At 49.4% G+C, this 23,307-nt stretch carries 23 protein-coding genes; 16 read left to right on the plus strand and 7 right to left on the minus strand.

The annotated features are described in order from the left end of the window. The first annotated feature begins 13 nt into the window (after window positions 1-13). Genes DQW12_RS08530 through DQW12_RS08555 form a run of 6 tightly spaced genes read left to right on the plus strand, consistent with a single transcriptional unit; the run spans window position 14 to window position 5,206 of the window. Window positions 14-1,282 (plus strand): TadA family conjugal transfer-associated ATPase, encoded by a 1,269-nt coding sequence (locus tag DQW12_RS08530; RefSeq protein ID WP_113907436.1) that lies wholly within the window; start codon window positions 14-16, stop codon window positions 1,280-1,282. Beyond that, window positions 1,279-2,136 carry a type II secretion system F family protein gene (locus DQW12_RS08535; protein ID WP_113907437.1) on the plus strand — a complete coding sequence of 286 codons (858 nt, stop codon included), beginning with the start codon at window positions 1,279-1,281 and terminating at the stop codon, window positions 2,134-2,136. The genes DQW12_RS08530 and DQW12_RS08535 overlap by 4 nt, the downstream gene beginning before the upstream one ends. After that, window positions 2,136-2,933 (plus strand): type II secretion system F family protein, encoded by a 798-nt coding sequence (locus DQW12_RS08540; RefSeq protein WP_113907438.1) that lies wholly within the window; start codon window positions 2,136-2,138, stop codon window positions 2,931-2,933. The genes DQW12_RS08535 and DQW12_RS08540 overlap by 1 nt, the downstream gene beginning before the upstream one ends. Next, a complete protein-coding gene (locus DQW12_RS13845) occupies window positions 2,933-3,364 on the plus strand; it encodes a DUF192 domain-containing protein (protein WP_113907439.1) in 432 nt (143 codons plus the stop codon). The genes DQW12_RS08540 and DQW12_RS13845 overlap by 1 nt, the downstream gene beginning before the upstream one ends. Further along, window positions 3,288-3,731: a tetratricopeptide repeat protein gene (locus tag DQW12_RS08550; RefSeq protein WP_113907440.1), complete on the plus strand. Its 444-nt coding sequence runs from the start codon at window positions 3,288-3,290 to the stop codon at window positions 3,729-3,731. Before DQW12_RS13845 ends, DQW12_RS08550 begins: the two co-directional genes overlap by 77 nt. Next, window positions 3,728-5,206 carry a hypothetical protein gene (locus DQW12_RS08555; RefSeq protein ID WP_113907441.1) on the plus strand — a complete coding sequence of 493 codons (1,479 nt, stop codon included), beginning with the start codon at window positions 3,728-3,730 and terminating at the stop codon, window positions 5,204-5,206. The genes DQW12_RS08550 and DQW12_RS08555 overlap by 4 nt, the downstream gene beginning before the upstream one ends. A 52-nt stretch (window positions 5,207-5,258) precedes the next feature. On the opposite strand, the gene smpB is transcribed toward DQW12_RS08555, so the two are convergent. Further along, window positions 5,259-5,732: an SsrA-binding protein SmpB gene (gene smpB, locus DQW12_RS08560; protein ID WP_113907442.1), complete on the minus strand. Its 474-nt coding sequence runs from the start codon at window positions 5,730-5,732 to the stop codon at window positions 5,259-5,261. A gap of 171 nt (window positions 5,733-5,903) precedes the next feature. Here smpB and DQW12_RS08565 point away from each other — a divergent pair, with 171 nt between their 5' ends. The 9 genes from DQW12_RS08565 (at window position 5,904) to DQW12_RS08605 (ending at window position 15,020) form a co-directional block, all read left to right on the plus strand. Beyond that, window positions 5,904-6,344, plus strand: a complete 441-nt coding sequence (locus DQW12_RS08565; protein WP_113907443.1) for a type II toxin-antitoxin system RatA family toxin — start codon at window positions 5,904-5,906, stop codon at window positions 6,342-6,344. After that, the gene (locus DQW12_RS08570; protein WP_113907444.1) at window positions 6,341-6,712 is read left to right on the plus strand and encodes an RnfH family protein; all 372 of its coding nucleotides are present in this window, start codon (window positions 6,341-6,343) and stop codon (window positions 6,710-6,712) included. The genes DQW12_RS08565 and DQW12_RS08570 overlap by 4 nt, the downstream gene beginning before the upstream one ends. Further along, window positions 6,709-7,191: a phosphohistidine phosphatase SixA gene (gene sixA, locus DQW12_RS08575; protein ID WP_113907445.1), complete on the plus strand. Its 483-nt coding sequence runs from the start codon at window positions 6,709-6,711 to the stop codon at window positions 7,189-7,191. The genes DQW12_RS08570 and sixA overlap by 4 nt, the downstream gene beginning before the upstream one ends. Window positions 7,192-7,204: 13 nt before the next feature. Next, entirely contained in the window at window positions 7,205-8,149 is a 945-nt protein-coding gene (prmB, locus tag DQW12_RS08580) for a 50S ribosomal protein L3 N(5)-glutamine methyltransferase (protein ID WP_113907446.1), read from the plus strand. A gap of 4 nt (window positions 8,150-8,153) precedes the next feature. Then, window positions 8,154-9,248, plus strand: coding sequence for a chorismate synthase (aroC, locus tag DQW12_RS08585; protein WP_113907447.1), 1,095 nt, complete (start codon window positions 8,154-8,156; stop codon window positions 9,246-9,248). Then, complete coding sequence (locus DQW12_RS08590) at window positions 9,248-10,441, plus strand: MFS transporter (protein ID WP_113907448.1); 1,194 nt, start codon at window positions 9,248-9,250, stop codon at window positions 10,439-10,441. The genes aroC and DQW12_RS08590 overlap by 1 nt, the downstream gene beginning before the upstream one ends. Window positions 10,442-10,523: 82 nt before the next feature. Continuing rightward, the gene (locus tag DQW12_RS08595) at window positions 10,524-13,310 is read left to right on the plus strand and encodes a S9 family peptidase (protein ID WP_157957885.1); all 2,787 of its coding nucleotides are present in this window, start codon (window positions 10,524-10,526) and stop codon (window positions 13,308-13,310) included. After that, window positions 13,303-13,890: an elongation factor P hydroxylase gene (locus DQW12_RS08600; protein WP_113907450.1), complete on the plus strand. Its 588-nt coding sequence runs from the start codon at window positions 13,303-13,305 to the stop codon at window positions 13,888-13,890. The genes DQW12_RS08595 and DQW12_RS08600 overlap by 8 nt, the downstream gene beginning before the upstream one ends. Further along, window positions 13,887-15,020: an ATP-NAD kinase family protein gene (locus tag DQW12_RS08605; protein WP_370444359.1), complete on the plus strand. Its 1,134-nt coding sequence runs from the start codon at window positions 13,887-13,889 to the stop codon at window positions 15,018-15,020. Before DQW12_RS08600 ends, DQW12_RS08605 begins: the two co-directional genes overlap by 4 nt. 21 nt (window positions 15,021-15,041) lie before the next feature. Here DQW12_RS08605 and gpt read toward each other — a convergent pair whose 3' ends face one another. Further along, on the minus strand, window positions 15,042-15,524 hold the full coding sequence (gpt, locus tag DQW12_RS08610) for a xanthine phosphoribosyltransferase (RefSeq protein ID WP_113907452.1): 483 nt from the start codon (window positions 15,522-15,524) through the stop codon (window positions 15,042-15,044). Between the two features lie 113 nt (window positions 15,525-15,637). Here gpt and DQW12_RS08615 point away from each other — a divergent pair, with 113 nt between their 5' ends. Beyond that, complete coding sequence (locus tag DQW12_RS08615) at window positions 15,638-15,958, plus strand: 2Fe-2S iron-sulfur cluster-binding protein (protein WP_113907453.1); 321 nt, start codon at window positions 15,638-15,640, stop codon at window positions 15,956-15,958. A gap of 95 nt (window positions 15,959-16,053) precedes the next feature. Here the strand turns inward: DQW12_RS08615 and DQW12_RS08620 are convergent, their stop codons facing one another. The 5 genes from DQW12_RS08620 to DQW12_RS08640 all read right to left on the minus strand — a co-directional run bounded on the left by DQW12_RS08620 (window position 16,054) and on the right by DQW12_RS08640 (window position 23,306). Beyond that, window positions 16,054-17,769: a proline--tRNA ligase gene (locus tag DQW12_RS08620; RefSeq protein ID WP_113907454.1), complete on the minus strand. Its 1,716-nt coding sequence runs from the start codon at window positions 17,767-17,769 to the stop codon at window positions 16,054-16,056. An 81-nt stretch (window positions 17,770-17,850) separates the two neighbouring features. Continuing rightward, the gene (tsaA, locus tag DQW12_RS08625; RefSeq protein WP_113907455.1) at window positions 17,851-18,555 is read right to left on the minus strand and encodes a tRNA (N6-threonylcarbamoyladenosine(37)-N6)-methyltransferase TrmO; all 705 of its coding nucleotides are present in this window, start codon (window positions 18,553-18,555) and stop codon (window positions 17,851-17,853) included. Window positions 18,556-18,570: 15 nt separating this feature from the next. Next, complete coding sequence (locus DQW12_RS08630) at window positions 18,571-18,981, minus strand: H-NS family histone-like protein (RefSeq protein WP_113907456.1); 411 nt, start codon at window positions 18,979-18,981, stop codon at window positions 18,571-18,573. 435 nt (window positions 18,982-19,416) lie between these two features. Beyond that, window positions 19,417-21,114, minus strand: a complete 1,698-nt coding sequence (locus DQW12_RS08635) for an electron transfer flavoprotein-ubiquinone oxidoreductase (RefSeq protein WP_113907457.1) — start codon at window positions 21,112-21,114, stop codon at window positions 19,417-19,419. Beyond that, window positions 21,087-23,306: a putative bifunctional diguanylate cyclase/phosphodiesterase gene (locus DQW12_RS08640; RefSeq protein ID WP_113907458.1), complete on the minus strand. Its 2,220-nt coding sequence runs from the start codon at window positions 23,304-23,306 to the stop codon at window positions 21,087-21,089. Before DQW12_RS08640 ends, DQW12_RS08635 begins: the two co-directional genes overlap by 28 nt. Window position 23,307: the final 1 nt, after the last annotated feature.

Genomic DNA, 23,307 nt, shown 5'->3' on the forward strand with positions numbered 1-23,307 from the left:
AGGAGGAAAGAACATGGATGTTTATCAACAGCTGAAATCTTCAGCACTGACAGCGCTCGATTTGCACCGTGCGCAAATTGATAATTATTCCGACCAGCAAGTTCGGAGTTTAGTGGGCGAAGCGATGATGCGGTCGGCAGCTGAGCTAGGTGTTCAAGAGCAAGCACTGCCGTTGGTGGAAACAGTACTCGACGACTTACTAGGGCTTGGTCCATTAGAGCCGTTGCTGCGCGACTCTGCGGTAAGCGAAATTATGGTGAATCGGTTTGATCAAATTTTTGTCGAACGCGCCGGCCAGCTCCGCAAGAGTGATTTACAGTTTCAAAACGAGGCGAGTGTAAAGCGAGCTATTGAACGCATTGTTACGCCATTGGGGCGGCGCATCGATGAAAGCTCGCCGATGGTTGATGCCCGCTTGCTGTGTGGCTCGCGTGTAAATGCGGTCATTCCGCCGCTAGCACTCGACGGTAGCTGCATTACCATTCGCAAGTTCAGTAGCCAACGGCTCTATTTGCAGAACCTGATAGAAATGGGAAGTTGTACCGAAGGTATGGCGGGGTTTCTGCAACTCGCCGTAAGGCTGCGCATGAATATTGTGATCAGTGGTGGCACCGGCAGTGGTAAAACCACGCTGTTGAACATTCTTGCCGACTCTATTACCGAGCACGAACGTGTAATCACTATTGAAGATGCTGCGGAGCTAAACATTCCGCAATCGAACCAGGTACGTTTAGAAGCTCGCCCAGCGAACCAAGAGGGAGAAGGGCAGGTGAGTATTCGCCAATTGGTGATAAATGCCCTACGCATGCGGCCCGATCGAATTATAGTGGGTGAGTGCCGCAGTGGGGAAAGCCTCGATATGTTGCAAGCCATGAACACGGGTCACTCAGGGTCGATGACAACCTTGCATGCGAACAAGCCTCGCGACGCCGTACGCCGTTTGGAAACCATGGTACTCATGGCGGGTATGGAGCTGCCGTTACTGGCTATTCGCCAACAAATTGTAAGTGCGGTGAATATTATTGTGCAGGTGAACCGAACCCTCGGTGGCAAGCGCAGAATTACGTCGATTACAGAAATACAGGGGCTGGAGGGCGACGTGGTGCAGTTGGCTGAACTTTGGTGCTGGAATGAGTCGCGTCAACAGCATGTTGCGACCGGCGAAATTCCGAAATTTGCGGAGCAACTCAATAGCGAAGACAAAGCGAGCGTACTGTCTGTGTGCGTGGCTGATAATGAATTAACCTGCTTGAGTGAGCACATGTTTGGAGCCAACCTATGAGCTTGGCTGTTATTGCATTTTTATTGTTATGGGCGGCCATTACTGCAATTACCGCAGCGTTGTATAAATTAGCTAGCAGCGCGGTAGCGGACGCGGAAAAGAATTACGAAATACGCTTACAACGTGGACTTACAGCGCTTTTTCTCTTTGTCCCGGTTCGTAATCTCATTCGCCTTTGGTTAATGAGCGTGGCTGGTTTGGCGCTCGTGATGTGGTGGGTAAAGCTGCATATTGTGGTGTCATTGCTAGCGCTCGCTGTGCTTTTGGCAGGCCCACCTATCGCTTACCGCTGGTTGTTAAAGCGCCGCGCGGAGCAGTTTGTCGAGCAACTTCCCGACGTATGCTTGTTTATTGCCAACACGCTGAGAACCGGCGGAACCTTACCCACAGCCTTGCAATTTATTCGCGCGAATACCACGGGGGCGGTTGCGCAAGAGTTTAGCTTAATGCTGCGTCAACTGCGGTTAGGCGAGTCTATTCCTGATGTATTTAATGGGTTGTATCAGCGCATGCCGAGCGAAGAGCTGGAGCGTGTTATTCAAGCTTTATTGCTGGGTCGCGAGTCGGGAGGCCAACAGGCGGTATTAATGGAAAAAATAGGCAAAAGCTTGCGTATTAAAGCGCAGTTGGTGCAGCGGGTGCGAAGCTTATCGGCACAGGGGCGTATGCAGGGGCATGTAATGACAGCCTTACCCATATTTTTAGGCTCGGTGCTGTGGTTTATCGAGCCGCAGGCCATGCGGGCACTCTTCGACTCCGCGTTGGGGTGGATACTCACGGGTATTATGGCCTTTCTCTTAGGCAGTGGCCATTTTCTTATTCAAAAGATGATCAACGTGGAGGTGCCGCTCTAATGTTAGTGCTGTTAGTTGCTTTGGTTGTTGTGTATACCAGCCTCAGTGCTTTTGTTGTTCTGCTCTATCGGCGTCGAGCTAGGCTTATGCGTGGCTGGCAGCTCAGTGCTGAATGGCTCTGGCTGCGGCTCCCTAAAGGATTGCAGCACGCTTTAGCACAACCTTTTCTACTTGCTGGCTTACAAATGAACAGTATTCACGGGTGGTTACTTCGAACCATGTGCGTTTTGCTGCTGTTAACCTTTAGCCTCTTATTAGGTGCACCTGTTGTGGTGCAAGCTGCGCTACTTTTACTCTTATTTGCTTGTTTACGGCCACTTTTGGTCGCGGGAAAACAAGCAAAAATTAGGCAGCAGCAGGCGGTTTACGGGCTACCGATCATTATGGACGCGTTGGCATTGCTGTTGGCCACAGGCGTGCCCTTAATGACCGCCCTACAAAAGGGCTTGGGCCAGCGACAGAACCCGCTGTACAGTGAGTTACGCAATGTTTTATATCAAGTACGCACGGGCGTGTCGTTTCAAGACGCGCTAACGAACCTTTGTGAGCGTTTACCGCGAGCGGAAATACGCTCATTTGCTAACTTGCTGTTACAAGCGAGCCAACAGGGTAACAGTTTGGTGGCGTTGTTGGAGCAACAAGCGGCTGTGCGGCGTGAACTCACCGCTGCTGCGGTAGAAAAGCAAGCGCAGGAAACACCGGTGCGCATGCTGGGGCCTTTGGCCTTATTTATTTTCCCTGCCACCATTATTCCATTTATTGGGGTAATTGCGGCAAAAGTAATGTACCAAGTGTAATGCGCGCAACAGTTTTTCTCACACGAGGAGAGCGTTCAACAGCGTTTACTGTGTTGCTGTGTTTTACCTTTTTTCGGCGATTATTCGGCTGGTGGGGAAAACCAAAAGGAAATTGTGCGGGGGTATGGCTACGCCCTTGTCGTTGTGTGCAAACCTTCGCTATGCCGGAGCCTATCGACTTACTGTGGTTGAACACGAGCGGCGAAGTTGTGCGCATTGATTGGGCGGTAGGGCCAAATCAAATTCGCCGCTGTGCGCAAGCGAGTAGTGTACTAGAACTCACTCAGGGCTGGGAGCAGGCATTGGGTTGGAGCAACAAGTACCAAATTAACAAACAACAAAAGGACAAAAACCATGAAAGGGATCTTCAAGTTAGCTGGGCTCACGTTAATCGTACTCACGAGCCTGAGCGGCACAACCGGTTGCGCTAGTACTGCGTTCACCGATAACGCAACGCCGAGCGCTAATGAACAAGTAATTCAAGCAGCCTATCAAGCGGGCGACTTGGTATTGAGTGAGCGCCTGTTGCGTGCCGAGCTCAAAAGAAACCCGAACGACAGTGCGTACTGGCGTTTACTGGGTCAAGTTATGCTGCGTTTGAATGATACGAAAGCCGCAGAATTTGCTTTTTTACGAGCCCTTGAAGGTGATCCAGAATCGGTTGCCGCTTGGCATCAACTTGGTGTGAGCTATTTGCGTTTAGCCACGGAAGCATTCATTGAAGTAGAGGTGCGGCAAGGGGAAGGTGAGCTCCCGGTTTTGCAATGGTTAATGGAACTGCAAGCTGAACGCTTATGAAACGCAGAGTAAATAAAGGGTTCGCGCTAATCTCGCTGATCTTTGTATTTCTGGGTGTGCTTGCCGTAATGGCCGTTCAGTTGCGGGTATGGGTGGAAGCTGATCGCAAACTTAGGCTAGAGCAGTGGCAATTTAAAAGCCATGAGCTGCGTATGGAATTGTTTCAGCTATGGCTCGAAAAGCCAGCTCCATTAACCGATGCACAATGGCGAATAAGCGCGCCGGTATCGGCATGGATAAACACGCAACAGCAGCAGGGATTAACGGTTCGGGTTGAAGACTCGCCGGTCGCCCTTATTGTGGTAACTCATAACGAGAATTTAGCCGCAGAGCTCGCACCGCGGTTGGTGTTGGCACAAGCTCGTGCGGGCGACATTTACTTGCCATTGCCAGAGCAAACGCCACATGACAGTTCCCGTTGGATTGAGCGAGAAGGGGCTGAGCCTGCAGGCATGCAAACACACTTGAGCATGGAGAATAACGCTATTCAAACGATAGACAGCGTTGATGCGGTCACTGCAGCCTTCCAACTTTTAGGCGCTGCCAACGGGCAAGCCCAGCATGCTGAGAGTGCCCACACCAGCGCTGACGCACTGCAAACCGAAAATCTACAAGCGTATAACTTAACAGGTGCCGCGGCGTCAGGCACCGAGTGGCAGAGCACGCAAGTACACAGCCAAAGCCTGTTAGGAGCAAAGGGAGATTTTAGCCATGTGGCAGCGACGCGAATTGAGAGCGAGTCGGTAGCAAGCTTAAACTTTATAACAGAGCAACTGACGAGCGAGCAGGTTGTGGTGCATCAGCCGGTGATTCTTTCAACTGCGAACAGTGATTACTTTACGGAAACGCAGCAGCGACTGAACACCTTAGATGCTCAAATTAGCCATTGCATTGAAGTGTCGCAATGGTGTTTAGCGCCGCAATGGCCGCAAGTTAACGCAGCGCAGTGCATAGGCTGCGAGCAAGCTCAGTACCAAGCGGATTTTACCGCGACGTTGCAGTTTGATATTAGCGATTGTTTGCACGGCTGTAGTTTGCACTTAACTGTTGAACCTAGCCTACCGATAAGTTGCGATCGAAATGAGGTGCCAGCGCATCAAAGTGCGAGGGTTACCTGTGTTGTAACGGCTACCCTTGCGGAGGGTGAAGAACGTAAAGTGCAGGTGGCATTGCGGGCAACAAGTATGAAAGACACCCAATTTAATACTCAACGAGTTATGCAGTTAGACTGGCATCGGTATTTGAGCCGTTGTGAGAGTTTTTCGCAAATGGTTCCTATACTCGACGCGGTTCCCTACAGCGAATTTCGAATAGAAGTACCCAGTGCTGGGGTAGGTGAAACAGTAACAGACTTATTTCATCAAAACGGCTGCAATATGAGCCGACCCACATCGGTAATGAGTTGCTCGTACAGTGCGCATTGCAATAATGAAGCGCAATGGCAACAGGTGCGTATGGGGTGTGCATGCAGCTAGCGCGGATTTACCGCGCTTTATTTTACCAGACTGTATGTTACCGAGCTGTGTGTTACCGAACCTTGTGTTTTAAAGTGCGCTCTTTTTCTCGGGCCCAGTCGCGGTCTTTTACGGTGTCGCGCTTGTCGTGGGCCTTTTTACCTTTGGCGAGGTAAACTTCAACTTTAACCCAGCACTTTTTCCAGTACATGGCAGTGGCGACCATGGCGTAGCCTTCGCGCTCAGTTTTACCAATTAAGGTATTAATTTCGCGCTTTTTTAACAGCAGTTTACGGGTGCGCTCAGGATCGCACACAACATGAGAAGAGGCAGAGTGGAGCGGTTGAATTGTAGCGCCGATCAGGAACGCCTCGCCGTTGCGCACAATTACATAACTGTCCGCAATATTCACTTTACCGTTACGAATACTTTTAACTTCCCACCCTTGTAATTCTATGCCCGCTTCGAACTTGTCTTCGAGAAAATATTCATGGCGAGCCTTTTTGTTCAAGGCAATGGTACTACTTGGAGTTTTTTTCTTTGTCATGGCGCTATTATACCGAGTCTAGCGCGCTAGAAAAGGAAAAAGAATTATTGCATTCGGGTATTATTGGGGTAGGCACTTGCCCTGAGTAGCGTTAAAATGATGGTTTGCTTTTGATGCTCTGCACCTGCGACATAGGTGCAAAATGGCGAACACCATGAGGAAGTAGTGATCATGCCGAAGGTTGAGCGCAGCGCTCTGGTACCCTATAGCGATCAACAAATGTTCGATTTAGTGAATGATGTTGCCAGTTACCCCGAATTTGTGCCCGGTTGTGCGGCGGCGCGCATTATTCACCAATCTGCGGACGAAATTGTTGCGGAGTTAGCCATCAGCAAAGCCGGAATGCGGCATACTTTTGCAACGAAAAACCAGCTGCAAGCACCTCATGCAATTCAAATGGAGTTAGCACAGGGTCCCTTTAAGTCGCTCAGCGGTGGGTGGGAATTTAAGCCGCTTGCTGAGAATGCCTGTAAAGTAACCTTAAAACTCGATTTCGAATTTTCCAGTAAGCTTCTACATTTTGCCTTCTCGAAAGTGTTTAATGAGGTTACCTCGCGCATGGTCGACTCTTTTGCCCAGCGTGCCCGACAAGTGTATGGTTCCACTTCATGAATGAATTTATCAGTATTGAGGTGGTGTATGGCACCCCCGAGCGGCAAATGATTTTAAATATATCGGTTCCACCCGGCACTACAGTCGAGCAGGCTATCGCATTGTCGCGTATGAAAGACTATTTTCCCAATATGGTGGTAGAGCCAAGCCGAGTTGGCATTTGGAATAAAACCTGTAAGCTCAGCGACATCGTGAAAGAATACGATCGCGTTGAAATTTATCGTCCACTTATTGCTGATCCGAAAGAAGCGCGCCGGCGCCGTGCCGAGCAAGCGAAAGAAGAAGGGCGGGCCGACCCGGTTACGGGTGGGCGAGTAGACAAACAAAGGCAGACCAAGCAGCGTGACCTGAAGGCAGAGCAAGAATGAAACTATATATAATGCGGCATGGTGAAGCTGTTGCACCTTCCGTAGGCATGGGTAAAGTGGGTGCCGACGCAGAACGCGAGCTTACCGCTGTAGGGCATGCAGAAGCAGAAGACGCGACGCAGTGGTTGAAAGCGCAGCACCGCACAATTGACCTTGCGTTGGTAAGCCCCTACGTGCGGGCGCAACAAACCTTCCAGCATGTTGCAGACTCTATTCACATTGAGGTAACGGAAACTTCGAGTGAAATAACGCCGGACAGCGACCCAGAATTATTTGCTGGCGCATTGCTGGCGCGCTTACAAGTAGAGCCGGCTGAAACCGTATTAATCGTTTCGCACATGCCGTTTGTGTGTTACTTGGTGAATTATCTCGACACGGCTATTGAACCTCCGCTGTTTCCAACGGCTGGTATTGCTTCCTTAGAAGTAGAGCCACTTGCCATGTTAGGAAAACTGAAAGCGTTTTATATTCAGAATTAGGAACCGAACGCACGTGAACGATAAAACAAAGCTAAAAGCGGCTAAAGATCTAGGCAAAGGGCTAAAAACCATTGGCGATTGGCAACGTTACATAGCCACTAAGTTGCACCAAGCCAACGTATGGTTTGGCCACGGGGCTGCGAACGGCTGGGAAGAAGCGAATTTATTGCTCTCTGAAATAACCCAGCTGCATTTTGAAGACTTGCCCAACTACCTTACTTACCGCTTAGCAAAAGACGAACAGGCGGAACTTGCGCTACTCCTGTGGCGGCGCCTGAATGAACGCGTACCCGCGGCATATTTGGTGCATAAAGCATGGTTTGCAGGTTTACCTTTTTATGTAGACGAGCGGGTATTGGTGCCACGTTCACCACTGAGCGAGCTTATTCAACAGCAGTTTGAACCTTGGCTGGTGCAGCAGCCTGAGCGTATTCTCGATTTGTGCACCGGTTCGGGCTGTATTGCCATTGCGTGTGCGTACCACTTTTCAGAAGCAGATGTAGTGGCGAGCGATATTTCTGAAGACGCGCTTCACGTTGCACAAATGAATGTGGCGGAGCATGAGCTCGAAGGTCGGGTAAGCTTAGTGCAGTCCGACGGTTTTTACGACATAGCGCCGCAGCAGTTCGACTTAATTGTAAGTAATCCGCCCTATGTAGACGCTGAAGATATGGCCGACTTACCTGAGGAATATCATCACGAGCCAGAACTCGGTTTGGCGTCGGGCGAAGATGGGCTCGACTTAGTACGCCACATTTTGCAAACCAGCCCCGACTATTTAACCGAGCAGGGTGTATTAATTTGTGAAGTGGGCAACAGTTGGGTGAATATGGTGGAAGCGTGGCCAAACGTGCCCTTTACCTGGTTGTCGTTTGAACACGGCGGCGATGGCGTGTTTTTACTGACCAAGCAAGAGTTAATCGCACACCAAGCAGAATTTTCAACACAAGGCAAATAAACACATGGTAGGAAATACCTGGGGTGTCTTATTTCGGGTCACTACGGCCGGCGAGAGCCACGGTGAAGCGCTAAGCGCCATAATTGACGGCTGCCCGCCGGGGCTTGAAATTACCGAAGCCGACATTCAGATCGAACTTGATCGGCGTCGGCCGGGCGCGAGTCGTTATACCACAGCGCGTCGTGAACCTGATCAAGTGCGCATTTTGTCGGGTGTTTTTGAAGGAAAAACAACCGGCACCCCTATTGCGCTGTTGATAGAAAATACCGACCAACGCAGCCAAGACTACTCAAAGATTAAAGACCTTTATCGGCCAGGGCATGCCGACTACACCTATGATCAAAAATATGGAGTGCGCGATTATCGCGGCGGAGGGCGCTCGTCTGCGCGGGAAACAGCCATGCGCGTGGCTGCTGGGGCTATTGCAAAGAAATTCTTAGCGCAGCAGGGTATTCAGGTGCAAGCGGGCATGACCCAAATGGGCAACATTTACGCCGAATCTTTCGACTTCAATGCCGCGACAACAAACGAATTCTTTTTTACCGACGCAACAAAAATTGCAGCACTCGACGCTAGCATTCGTGATTTGCGTAAACAAGGTGACTCGGTAGGTGCGCGAATTCGGGTGCAGGCAACAGGGTTACCGCCGGGGCTCGGCGAACCCGTGTTTGATCGTTTCGACGCGGACATGGCAAAAGCGCTGATGAGTATTAATGCCGTTAAAGCTGTAAGTATTGGCGACGGTTTTGCGGTTGCAGCACAAAAAGGCAGCGAACATCGCGACCAAATAACACCGCAAGGTTTTTTAAGTAATCATGCCGGTGGCGTGCTCGGTGGGATAAGCAGCGGTCAACCTTTTGTGGCTGATATTGCGCTAAAACCAACCTCGAGCATTGGAATTTCGGGGCAAACCATTCGTGCAAATGGCGAGCCTGCACACATTCAAACCAAAGGCCGACACGATCCCTGCGTAGGCATTCGCGCAGTTCCCATTGCAGAAGCCATGGTGGCATTGGTGATTATGGACCATTGGTTACGCCAAAGGGGCCAAAATGGTGGCTCGCCAGCGGCAACGTACCATATTCCAACTGAGTTATAATGAGCATCGACACGCTTACGCCACTTACCCCTGAACAGCAACGCGACAGCCGGCGGTTAAGTTGGGCTTATTTTGGCTACTTTGGCGTGTTGGCGCTGATTGTGCCATACCTTGCGGTATTTTTAGACGCACTCGGTTTTAACTCGCGCCAAATTGGTGAGCTCATTGCCTTTGCAACGCTGTGTCGAATTGTCGGGCCGCCCTTGTGGGGCACCTTTTGTGATTACCGTGGAGAACGTTTACCCGCAATTCGACTCGGTGTGCTCGCCACACTAGCGCTGCTCATGGTGCTTAATCATGTCACCAGCTTTCTTGGCGTGGCGATAGTTTTGGCGCTCATTAGCTTGTTTTGGTCGGCTATTTTACCGCAGCTCGAGGTGGTGACTTTAAACACTTTAGGCCAACATCAGCACCGCTATAGTCGCATTCGATCTGGCGGTAGTTTCGGCTTTATTGTGGTGGCTTTGGTCGCCGCCGAGTTAATGGCATGGGGAGGCAAAACCAGCTACCCATGGTTGGCCGCCGCGTTGCTCGTGCCCTTGGCCATTGTCGTGTGGATACTGCGTGAACCGAAAGCAGAAGCCAAGCCGATAGCCCATGAGCAAACCAGCGGGCAAAGCATGCTGCAAAGTGTGTTCAAACGTCAGTTTCTGTTCTTTATCGCTTCAAGCATTTTATTACAGTTAAGTTTCGCGCCCTTTTATGCGTTTTTCGCGCTTTACCTCGGCCAACTCGGCTATGCGCCTATGGCCGTTGGCGCCATGATCGCACTTGGCGTTGCAGCAGAAGTCATCATGTTTTTGCTAGCCGGTAAAATTTTGGTGCGTTTTCGGTTGTCGCGCGTATTAGCATTTTGCATGGCTGTGAGCGCAGTGCGTTGGTGGTTAATGGGAGCTTACGCCGAATTGTTCTGGGTTATGGTTGCTGCGCAACTGGTGCATGCTTTTAGTTTTGCCCTTCACCACAGCTGCGCGATAAAGTTTTTGCACCGCCATTTTCCGAAAGCACAACAAAGCCGTGGGCAGGCATTGTATTTGGGTATTGGTTACGCGGGCGGCGGGGCTATTGGTGCTTTGGTTACGGGCATTCTCTGGCAAGACGGTGCCGGGGCTGAACTTACGTTTTCCCTCGCCGCGCTTGCTGCACTCATTGGGGCCTTTGCGGCGCTCGGAGTCGCTGAAAAGCGCAGCTAACTAGACCGACAGCATGGCTACCCCTAACGCTTTTGGTCATAATAAAAGTCAACTTAAAGCCAATAACAACAAGAGGTTCCACATGCCTTATTCTCGTAAGTTGGTGCGTTTTCGCATGCTTTCTTCGGCGGCGCTTTGTTTGCTTGCTGTTGCCGCAGTTTCTGCCCCTTGGCAGGCCAGTGTTGCCATGCAAGCAGAGCCAACGTCTACCCGCCCCTTAGCGCTTACCGACATTATGAAGTTCCGCGAAATTGAACGCCAAGTGTGGAGCGAAAACGGCGCTGTTTATGCCTACGACGCGGTGCCAGACTTAGGCGACCCCACAGGTTATGTTGTGAACGTGGAACGCAATACAACCGTGGAAGTAGAACGTGGCAGCCACCCACAAATTACCCAAGCGGGCGACTATGTTGTGTTTCGGCAAGCGCCAAGCTTGTTGGCAACTGAACAGGCGAGCACAGCCGACGAGAAAAAAGCATTAACCACGCGCGCCGTTTTAGTGAATGTGGCGACTGGCGAACAACAGGTTTTCAACGACATTGACAGTGTGCACTTCACTGGCGACGGTGAAACCTTAGTGGTGGTGCATGGTAAGGAAAAAGACGCGGCCGGGCATCGGGTTGTATTGCGAACCTTAGCCACCGGTGCACACCGAGAAGTGCAAGGCGTAGAACAGGTGGTTGTTGCCGAAAAAGGGCCTCGGGTGGCATTTCACCTTGCTGCAACCGACCAGCAGGCGGGTCAAGTTATTGTCCGCAATACGCAAAACCATTCGTGGTTGCAGTTGCTCGAAAATGTGGGTAAGGCCAGTACCGTACTGTCGTTCAACGACGCCGGATCGGCACTTGCTATTGCCGCAGCTCCCGCCGACAGTGATAAAAATGTGTCGAGCCGCATTGTTTATGTATGGCGCTATGGCGAACGTAGCCCAGAACAATTGGCTTTTAACGCGGAAGGTTGGGAAGTGAGCGAGCATACTCGCTTACGCTGGCATGCTAATGATCAAGCGCTTATTGCCGGTATTCGCGAAGCGCAAACGCCTGATACTTCAGAACAAGCCAAGCCAGAAAGCGAAAGCGAGCTGTTTGATCTTGATCGCCTATTGGCGGATCGTCGCTTGCAGGTGTGGCATGGGAACGACGACCGAATTATTCCGCACCAGCGCGAAACACATCGGCAGCGCAACCGGGCAACTGTTCCTACTGTGGTATGGTTCACTGAGCAACAGCCGAAATGGATTCCGCTTGCCGACAGTACAGAAATCAACCTGCGTATTGAAGACAATATGGAATACGCCATTGCGTCGGACGCACGACCTTATTTGCGGGAAATTACGTGGGCGGGTTTTTATCACGATCTTTATCATGTCAATTTGAAAACGGGCGAAAAGCAGCGTATTGCAAGTCGTTTACCCAGTTCAGAGCGTGGTGCAATTTCTCCAAATGGGCGTTTTGTGGCCTATGTGGAAAACGAGCAGCTGCACTTATTTGACAGCCGTTCCGGTAACAGCGCACGCCTTGCAGAAAATGTTTCCGTAAGTTGGGTGAATGAGCTTGAAGACCGTCCAACAGAAGCCAGTGCATATGGTACAGCGGGTTGGCTTGCCGACAGCTCTGGTTTTTATCAGTACGACCGCTTCGATATTTGGTTTGTGTCGGTGCCGCCACAAGGTGCTGAGCAAAGCAGTGTGCAGAATGTTACGGCAAATTTTGGTCGCAATAACGACACCCAGCTGCGTATTGAAATGCCGGAGGAAGGGCACTTGCAGGCAAACGACGCGTTGCTCGTGCGAAGCTTTCATGAAAAAAACAAAACGTCTGGTTTCCATCGTTTAGATCCGCAAAGCGGCGCGCTTACCGTGTTAAAACAGGGGGAAAAAACCTATCGGTTGGTGAAACGTTTTCATGAGCAAAACCGTTTATTCTTTACCGAACAAGATTTTCGTCAGTTCCCTAATGTACAGGTTGCAGACCTTGCCTTAGGTAATGCAAAGCAAATAACCAACGTAAATCCGCAAATCGATGAGTTTAAGTGGGGAACCCCGCAGTTAATTGAATGGCAATCGCAAAATGACGAAACCCTACAAGGTATTGTGATTAAGCCCGACAATTTTGATCCGAACCGGCGTTATCCGGTGATGGTGTATTATTACGAAAAGTTCTCGCAGCGCTTGTATCAATTCAACCAAATGAAGGTGAACCATCGCCCCAACTTCCCGTTTTATGTTGGCCAAGACTATGTTGTGTTTTTGCCCGACGTGAACTTTCGTGAGGGCGCACCAGGCCCGAGCGCTACGGAGTCGTTGGTACCGGGTGTGCAAAAGCTTATCGACATGGGCATTGCCGATGAAAACGCAATCGGCTTGCACGGTCACAGTTGGTCGGGCTACCAAACTGCGTTCGTAGTAACAGAAACTGATCTTTTTGCCGCAGCAGTTGCAGGTGCACCTGTGTCGAATATGACTAGCGCCTACAGTGGCATTCGTTGGGGCTCTGGCTTAGCACGCCAATTTCAATATGAAGTTGGGCAAAGTCGCATTGGTGAGAGTATGTTTGAAAACCTCGATCCTTATTTGCAAAACTCGCCCGTATTCTTTGCTGATCGAATTAATACGCCTATGTTGATTCAATTTGGCGATAAAGACGAAGCCGTTCCATGGGAGCAGGGTATTGAGTACTATTTAGCGTTGCGTCGCCTCAACAAGCCTGTGGTGATGTTGCACTATGAAGGCGAACCGCACCATTTACGCCGCTACGCCAATAAAATTGACTACACGGTTAAAATGCTCGAGTTTTTTGATCACCACTTGAAAGGGGCGCCGGCACCTCAGTGGTGGTCGCAAGGATTAGAATTCCAAGTTTATGACTAAAACGCACTTTTGTGTTGAAGAGTTAGCGGCATTGTTTAATGCCGCTTTTTTGCAGAGCCATAATACGCGCTTAGTCGCGAGTAATGGCGAACCTATTTATCGACCCGCGTCGAGCCATCGAGCACATTGCGAGATTTCGTATGCACATGGGTTCTACCGCTCTGCGCTACATGAAATTGCGCATTGGTGTGTGGCCGGTAAGGTAAGGCGTTATCTTCTCGACTACGGATATTGGTATAAACCAGACGGTCGTAACGCTGAGCAGCAAGCTGCTTTTGAGGCGGTAGAGGTAAAGCCCCAGGCTTATGAATGGTTGTTGTCGCTCAGTTGCGGGCACAGCTTTGAAGTGAGCCTCGACAATTTGCAGGGTTGCTATGAGCCGGACCGTTTGCAGTTTACTGAGTGTGTTATTGAAAAGGCGCAAGCATTGTTTGCGCTCGGTTTGAATGCGCGTTTAGCGAAGTTTTGTGGGGTGCTACAACAGCATTACCAGCAGCCACCCCTCTGTGAACGTCGTTTGCACGTTGCGGGCGAGCGTTTGCTAGAGCCGTTGCGCGCGTTAGAGAGGGAATTAGCGTGAGAAATTTTCGGTTAGGGCTGGTAGTGAACCCCTATTCAGGCATTGGCGGCGCAGTGGCGTTAAAGGGCAGTGACGGTGCCGAAATTAGGGCAGAAGCCTTGCGGAGAGGCGCGCAATTACGGTCTGGACTGCGCGCGCAAACGGCTTTACAGGAGCTGCTACCCTGTGCGAACAAAATTGAATGGTTTACCTGTGCGGGTGCCATGGGGGCCGATTTATTGGCTGCGTTAGGTATGCCCTGTAGCGTGGTGTACCGGCCGAGTGCGGCGCAAACCGAAGCGCACGACACCCAAGCTGCGGTGGCGGCGTTAACGAACAAGGAACTCGACTTACTTATATTTGCAGGCGGTGATGGCACGGCTCGCGACATTGTAGCAGCGCTTGGAAACAGCGTTATTCCTGTAGTTGGCATTCCTGCAGGGGTGAAAATACATTCGGGGGTTTATGCCATTACCCCAAAAGCCGCGGGGCAAGTGGTGGCGCAGCTTATACAGGGTGAACTTACGACGCTGCGCCAAGCCGATGTTATGGATATTGATGAGCAGGCATTTAGGGTAGGTACCGTGCGTGCCAAGCGGTATGGTGAGTTGTCGGTACCCGGAGCGCTTGAGTACATGCAAGCGGTGAAAGTGGGAGGGAAGGAGAGTGACGAATTGGTACTTGGTGACATTGCAGCAGATATTGTTGAAGGTATGGACGAACAAGCGCTCTACGTAATGGGTTCGGGCTCAACAGTTGAGGCGATTATGTTTGAACTCGGTTTGCCAAATACCTTGCTGGGTGTTGATTTAGTGGCAGGCGGCCGGTTGATTGCCGCCGACGTAACTGCTGCGCAAATCGAGCAGGCCATGGCAGGTTATAACAAAACCTATTTAGTGATTACGCTTATTGGTGGCCAAGGGCATATTTTTGGGCGCGGAAATCAGCAGTTAAGCCCTTCGGTAATACAACATATTCCGCGTGAAAATATTCTGGTGGTTGCCACTAAGAAGAAGTTGCAAGCACTTGAGGGCCGCCCCTTAATAGCCGATACCGGCGACACTGCGCTAGACGAGCAGCTTTCGGGTTTTATGACTGTTACTACGGGCTACCATGACAAAACCATGGTAGCCGTTCGCTCTGCCAATTAATAATGAACCAGTACTACCAAGCTACGACTCATGCCCAGCAAGAGGGTCGATGTAATGCAAATGCATATCCCAAGGAAAGTGAATCCAAGTCTCTTGTTCAATATCGGCTTCGTAATCGTCAACTAACGGGAGCCCAAGGGGTTTTGCATACACGGTGATGAACTTGGCTTTTGGTAGGCGTTTTCGTAAAAATTTAAGCGTATTTCCTGTGTCGACCAAGTCATCAACAACCAAATAACCTTCACCGTCGGGTGTCGCTACGTCTTTCAGCATTTCGGGCTCTGCTTGCTGGCTCTGATGGTTATACGAGCGAACACAAACCGAGTCGACCACCCGCAAATTTAATTCTCGAGCTATAATAGCGCCCGGCACAAGGCCGCCTCGGCTTACTGCGATGACACCTTGCCATTGTTCTGCCGGTAATTGCCGTCGGGCAAGCTCGCGTGTTGCGCGGTGCAACTCTTCCCATGACACAAAATATTCTCTGTGGTCGTGCTGGCTCATGCATTCTCCTTGTTGGAACAAGCTGCGGCGAGTAAACCGCTATGGTAAAATTAAGCGTAATGTAAATAATACCACTTGAACTGAAATCAAACAGTAGCCTAAGGAAACAACAAATGCCAAAAGCCATTTTTATTGAAGCCAACGGTGGCGAATACGAAGTAGAAGTAAACCTTGGTCAAACCTTAATGGAAGCGGCTACCGACAATATGATTGACGGTATTATTGGTGAATGTGGAGGCGTTTGTTCTTGTGCAACTTGCCATGTGTATGTGGACGAGGCATGGCTTGCTAAACTACCACCTGCCGACGATATTGAAGAAAGCATGATCGACGTGGCGCGAGAGCCGATGGAAAACAGTCGTTTGAGTTGCCAGATTGAGATGACGGAAGCGTTAGACGGTATTATTTTACGGTTACCTGTGAGTCAATTTTAAAAATCTTTATATGCGTTTGGGTGCGCGGCGGTGCCGCGCTTACGGCCGGGTGTTGTGCGCGGCGGTGCCGCGCCTTGTCTGGGTGTGATGCGCGCCTAGCAGTTTTGTAAAAACTTAATAACGTCGCTTATGGCAACCTTTGTTTTATCGTCACTACGGCGTGATTTATACTCCACGGCTTGCTCGTCGAGATTTCGTTCGCCAATAACAATAGTGTGTGGTACGCCAATAAGTTCCATATCGGCAAACATTACGCCGGGGCGCTCTTTACGGTCGTCGAAAATAACGTCAAAGCCGGCGGCGGTCAGTTCGGCATAGAGCTTTTCAGCAACCTCCTGTACACGCGCAGACTTGTGCATATTCATGGGCAAAACACAAACTTGAAACGGAGCCATAGCGTCTGGCCAAATAATGCCGTTGGCGTCGTGATTTTGTTCAATTGCTGCCGCCACAATGCGCGAAACACCCACGCCGTAACACCCCATAATCAGGTTCTCATGTTTACCTTGTTCGTTCAGCACACCTACTTTCATTGCGTCGCTGTATTTTGTACCCAGTTGAAAAATATGGCCCACTTCAATACCGCGAGCAATTTGTAAGGTGCCGTTGCCACAGGGGCTAGGGTCACCTACTACCACATTCCGTAAGTCTGCTACTTCAGGTAATTCGAGATCGCGGCCCCAGTTAATACCGAAATAATGAAAACCATCTTGGTTCGCTCCAGCGACAAAATCCGACATTACCGCTACACTCCGGTCTACAACCGTTCGAATAGGCAGATTCACAGGCCCCAAAGAACCCGGGCCCGCACCAATTGCGTTACGAATTTCTTCTTCAGTCGCAAAGACCAAGGGGCTGGCGATACCGGTTACTTTTGCTGCTTTAATTTCGTTCAATTCGTGGTCACCACGCACAATAAGCGCCACTAATGAGTAGTGACCTTTGTCGTCTTCCTCGCCATGAACAATAAGCGTTTTCACTGTTGACTGAATGTCGACCCCATGTTGTTCAACAAGTGCTGCTATCGTTTTTGCCGTTGGCGTTGCTACTTTTTCCATTGCTTGTGTTGCAGCGGGTGCTGAAACCAGTGGTGTTATGGCTTCGGCCAGCTCTACGTTTGCCGCGTAATCCGAGTCGGTGCTAAATGCAATGTCGTCTTCACCAGAGCTTGCTAACACGTGGAACTCGTGTGACACACTGCCACCAATGGAGCCTGTGTCGGCAATTACAGGACGGAAATCGAGGCCTAAGCGGGTGAAAATACGGCTGTAGGCTTCATGCATTTTATTGTAGGTGCTCTCTAAGCATTCCATCGAGGTATGAAATGAGTAAGCGTCTTTCATAATAAACTCGCGCGAACGCATTACCCCAAAGCGAGGGCGTATTTCGTCGCGGAATTTAGTTTGTATTTGGTATAAATTCAGTGGAAGTTGCTTGTAGCTATTCACCTCTTTACGCACGAGCTCACTAATTACTTCTTCGTGGGTAGGGCCAAGCACAAAGTCACGCGCGTGGCGGTCTTTTAAACGCAACAATTCGGGGCCGTATGCCTCCCAACGGGCAGACTCTTGCCATAAATCGGCGGGCTGAACCATGGGCATGAGTATTTCCACTGCTCCAGCGGCATTCATTTCTTCACGTACTACTTGTTCCACTTTGCGTAATACTTTAAGCCCTGTTGGGGTCCACGTGTAAAGTCCCGAAGCCACTTTACGAACCATGCCGGCACGCAACATGAGTTGGTGACTAATAACTTCTGCGTCTGCTGGGGTTTCTTTTAAAGTGCTAAGCAAGTACTGACTGGTGCGCATGTTGTTCTCTCGTGCCACTGATAAGGAATAAAATATAACGGAGGACTAATTCTAACAGGCAAGGCGAAGGGTACAAAGGATTTAATCCAATGCTAATACTTCAATACCACGGTCGTTAAAAATCCATTTAATATTAAATTCATATAAATGAATTCCATAAACTCGGTTTGCCGCGCTCGGAGCGTTTGCGGTCCTGTGGTAAGCCGGCCTTGGATCTTGTGCTAACACATCGACAATGAGTTGTTTGAGTTCAGGGTATTGACGTTGGCTCGCAATAAATTGTTCGGCCGCCGCAGTAAACTGAACTGCTATATCCGCATGAGGGCTTTGGTCTGCAAAGCCTGCGTTGGCGCTAATGTGTGCGTCGGAATAGGGCAGATACGGTTTGATGTCTATTACAGGCGTTTGGTCGAGTAAATCAAGACCACAGATGTCGATCCACGTTTTTCGTTTTTCATGCCGTATGCCAATAATTTCAACCACCGATAAGCCGATAGCGTTTGGTCTAAAAGTGGAACGCGTGGCAAACACGCCGCGCTTTGCATTTCCACCGAGGCGAGGTGGACGAACTAAAGGCTTCCACCCGTGAGCCTGTGTTTCATGGAAAATAAACTGTACCCATAAGTGAGAAAATTCCTCTAGTCCTCGGGTACAGTCCGGGTGTGCAAACTCATTTTCTAAGCGTATTGCACCTCGTGCACTCTTCACTAAACCGGGTTGACGCGGAATCGCAAACTTTTGACGATAGGGCGATTCGATATAGCCAATTGGAATAATGGAATGCATAAGGTAAAAACAACTTTATTTAATTAGAAAGTCGTTTTTATTACCGCCCGCATTTATCGCATCTTGGATCGGTTTTGGTGTTCTTCCTTGGCCTGTCCATGTTTTAAGTTCACCATTTTCGTCCGTGTATTCATATTTAGGAGGTTTGGGTGCGCGTTTGCGTTTCACTTTAGGATTTCCTACCGGTGCAACGTCGCCAAAAATATCGGCTAAATCTAAGCCTGCAGCATCAATCTCTCTGCGTAAACGCTCAGCCTCCGCGCGCTTAGCTGCCTGTTGTTGAGCAAGCTCTGCTTCGTCTTGTTCTCTTTGGCTAATCACTCCATCTAACTTAATTGCCACCTCTTTTAATTCAGCAACACTTAATGATTTAGTTGCAGCGTTTAGCCTACGAGCGTGGGTAAGAATATCGGTAAAGTTTTTCATATTAGGCCCTTGAGTAATTGCTCTTAAAAGTTAAATTGCAAACAGATATAGTGTAGAACAAATAAATGGAGTGATGAACTGTTTTTAAACAACCTGACTTTATTATAATTTTGGAGTGTTGTTATAAAACCATTATTTCGAAAATTGCCTCTGGTCCCACCTTCCACAAGCTCTGCCTCTCTGAAATAAAAAATCAATAAAGCTTTGCTTTCATGCAGGGCTTTTGTTATTTGTGCTTCCTCTTTCAATTCACTTTGGTCGGTAAATCAAAAGGATAAACTTTGACCTGCACCTTTTCTAGCTCAGGCGAAATTACAGAAAGAATGATGCACTAACTCCAGCATGTGAAACCAAATAGAGCCCAGTATTAAAGCTGGGCTCCATTAGTAACTTACATCTCTCTTTGCTTCTGGCTGTTGCCCTAGAACACTGCTCTTACATGTTTGGATAATTGGGTCCGCCGGTACCTTCTGGTGTTACCCAGCGAATGTTTTGGCTCGGATCTTTAATGTCGCACGTTTTACAGTGAATACAGTTTTGCGCGTTAATTTGAAAACGAGCTTCGCCGCTGTTGGAAGTTACAACTTCATAAACACCGGCGGGGCAATAACGCTGAGCGGGCTCTGCATATTTTTCTAAATTCACCTGTATTGGAATGTCTTTATTCGCTAATTGCAGGTGGCAGGGTTGGTCTTCTTCATGGTTAGTATTCGACAAATAAACAGATGAATTCCGATCAAAACTGAGAATGTTGTCGGGCTTTGGATAGTCAATTTGTGTAGCGCTCGATGCTAACTCCATGCCCTCATGGTCGGCACGGGTGTCTTTTAGCGTAAAGGGGAGCTTGCCTCCAAACCAGTTCTGATCGAGAGTATTGTATGCGCCGCCTAGCCACATACCAAACTTGTGCACGGCCGCACCAAAATTGCGTGAGCGGTACAAGTCGTCGAATAGCCAAGACGACTCAAAACGCTGTTGATGTGCTGTGAGGTCGGTGTGAGACTGCTCCGCAGCCAACGCTTCAAAGACAGTTTCAGCAACGAGCATTCCACTTTTCATGGCGGTATGGTTGCCTTTTATTTTGCTAAAATTCAGTGTTCCTGCTTCGCAGCCGGCTAATAATGCGCCAGGCATCGTCATTTTCGGCAATGAAAATAAACCGCCTTTGGCAATTGCCCGTGCACCATAGCTAACGCGCTTGCCGCCCTTTAAAACCTTTTGTATTGCAGGGTGGTGTTTGTAGCGTTGAAATTCAGCAAATGGGTTTACGTGCGGATTGGTGTAGTTTAAATCAACAATTAAGCCTACGAATACTTGGTTGTTTTCGGCATGGTATAAATACCCACCGCCGGATGCATGGCCCTCAAGTGGCCAACCGGCACTGTGGAATACTAAGCCCTCTTGATGCTGCTCAGCAGGAATGTCCCATATTTCTTTGAAACCAATGGCATAATGCTGGGGGCTACGCCCTTCATTTAGGTTAAAGCGTTCGATCAGCTCTTTACCTAAATGACCACGGCAGCCCTCAGCAAACACTGTATAGCGTGCACGCAGCTCCATACCTGGCATATAACTGTCTTTTTGTTCCCCATTTGCAGCTACACCCATGTCACCCGTAACTACGCCTTCAACAGCGCCACTGTCGCCGTATAATACTTCTGCTGCGGAGAAGCCCGGAAAAATTTCTACTCCGAGTTGCTCAGCTTGCTCGGCTAACCAACGACAAACATTGCCCATGCTAACAATATAGTTACCCTTGTTGTGGAAGGTTTTTGGCACCATAAAGTTGGGCAGTTTGCGCCCGCTAGTTGCATTTTTGAACATATAAATGTCGTCGCCGGAAACTGGGGTATTGAGTGGCGCGCCGCGTTCTTTCCAGTCGGGAAAGAGCTCGTTCAATGCACGTGGCTCAAGTACCGCGCCAGACAAAATATGTGCGCCAACTTCAGAACCTTTTTCAATAACGCAAATTTGTAAGTCTTTATTCTGCTCTTGCGACAATTGCGCTAACCGACAGGCTGCACTGAGCCCCGCAGGCCCCGCACCAACTATAAGAACGTCAAACTCCATACTTTCGCGTTGCATTGAAAACTCCTTCGAGGGTATTAATCTATTTGAATTGGAACCAAGCATTCATAGCGTTGCAGTAATTGGGTCATTTCGTTGGCGGGAATAGGGCGGCTAAATAAATAACCTTGGCCAATGGTACAACCGCGCTCAACTAAAAAGTCGACTTGAGCTTCGGTTTCCACACCTTCAGCGACAAGACCAATTTCTAGGCTATTTGCTAAGTTTATAATGGTTTGTGTAATGGTGGCGTCGTCTTTGTCTTCCGGCAAATCGCGTACAAAGGATCGATCCACCTTAAGCGCTGTAACGGGGAAATGTTTTAAATACGACAGTGACGAATAGCCAACACCAAAATCGTCTATAGCGAGTGTCATGCCATGTTCGCGCACGGCATGCATAAAGTTAGTATGCGACTTAATATTCTCAATAAAAACCTGCTCAGTGAGTTCCAACTCAAGCATATTGTTTGGAATACCCGTTTCTTCAATAACAGACAAAATAAATTGAATGAGGTCGGGTTGCTGTAACTGTTTGCCTGAGAGGTTTACCGACATTTGTAAGTCGGTAAAACCGGCGTTATGCCAAATTTTGAGCTGTTGGCAAGCCTCACGAAGCACAAAGTCTGAAATAGGAATAATGAGGCCGGTGTCTTCGGCAAGCGGAATAAAACGATCTGGGCCTATAACCGTGCCGTCGGTATCGATCCAACGCACCAACGCTTCTAAACCTATAATGCGACGGCTGGTCATGTCGACCTTGGGTTGGTAGTACACACTTAATTGCGCGTTGTCGATAGCCGCGCGAAGCCGTTTAACCAACTCTAAGCGGTCGTTAAGTTCGTCGTGTAATACATGGCTGTATACATGAAAAGTTGCACGGCCCCGGTCTTTGGCACGATAAAGCGCTGTGTCTGCATTACGCATAATATCTTCGGCTTTATCGTTTGGTGTTTGGCTAATGGCAATACCAATACTGGCGCTAATAAAAAGTTCATAGTCGTCGATAACAAACGGGTTCTCGAGTGTGTCGAGCACTTTCGTGGCAAGCGACTCTAATGCTGAAATGGAATGAATTTCGGTGAGGGTCATGGCAAATTCGTCACCCCCCAAGCGTGCTAATAAGCCCGACTCTGGTTGTAATCGGCTTAAGCGCTCTGCTACCCGTTTGAGCAATGCGTCGCCCAATGTATGGCCTAACGCGTCGTTTACCTCTTTGAAGTTGTCGAGGTCGATCATGAGTGCGCCCACTTTCTGGTCGCTATTACGAGCACGTTTAAAAGCATTCTCTAAATGCTCCATAAGCGCATTTCGGTTTGCTAAGTCGGTTAACCAGTCATGCTCGGCTAAATAAGCCATGCGTTTTTCTACGCGCTCGCGCTCTTCAATTTCTATGTATAGGTCGAGGTTGGTGTCGGCTAGTTCCTGCGCTCGTACACGGCTCACTGCCAACACATAGAGCACGAAAGTAAGCAGGCCGGTAGACACAAAGCCGGCAAATACAACAAAGAGTGGCAAACTACTGCGCATGTTACCGAGCCGAGCCGTGGAAGGCCAAAGCTCAAGTACCATTTGCTGATCGAATACTGTTATTTCGTGTTTGGCTGCCCAAGTTCTTTGCAGTTTGTGCTCTCCGGCGAACTCAAAGATAACTTGGTTGTCGTTTAAGCGAGTAATTTGAAATTGCGAGCCTTCAGAAAGATAACTTCCGGTAGTTGCGTGCAATAGTTGGCGAACATTGAGCTCACCGACAAAGTGGCCTCGCGGTTCGCGGGCAAGTTGTGGCACAACCATTAACATGTCGGCGGGATGTTCAGCAAGGCTTCCGGCGGGAATTAAATAGCGCCGCCCTTGTTGTAATCCGGCAACACTAACCCCGGTATGTGCCGAGAGTCGAGAGCCGACCAGTGAGTTGCTGTAACTGTTGGGATAAACCCCTTCAATAACGCCGCTCTCGTTTACCCAGGCGAGTAAGCGAAAGTGAGGAAAGTAGGCGTCTATGGTTTGTGCGTCTTGAAGCCACGTAATGCCCGACGAAGGTGACTGTGCTTGCGTTTGTCGAGCCACCCAGGTGAGTCCAAACATGTGCGACTGTACTTCGCGTTGAATTTCGCTTTGTAATGCACTGAGTTCGTCTTGCAAGCTACTGCGAATACTCATGTTGTCGACATACCGAAGTGCCATGGTAACGGCAAGGGTAAGCAGCACGCCGCAAAATGCGGTGAGAATGGCCTGTCGATAATGGGTAAGTTGTTGCATT

Origin of the sequence: Aliidiomarina celeris (assembly GCF_003316875.1) — a bacterium.
GTDB classification, from domain to species: Bacteria; Pseudomonadota; Gammaproteobacteria; order Enterobacterales; family Alteromonadaceae; genus Aliidiomarina; species Aliidiomarina celeris.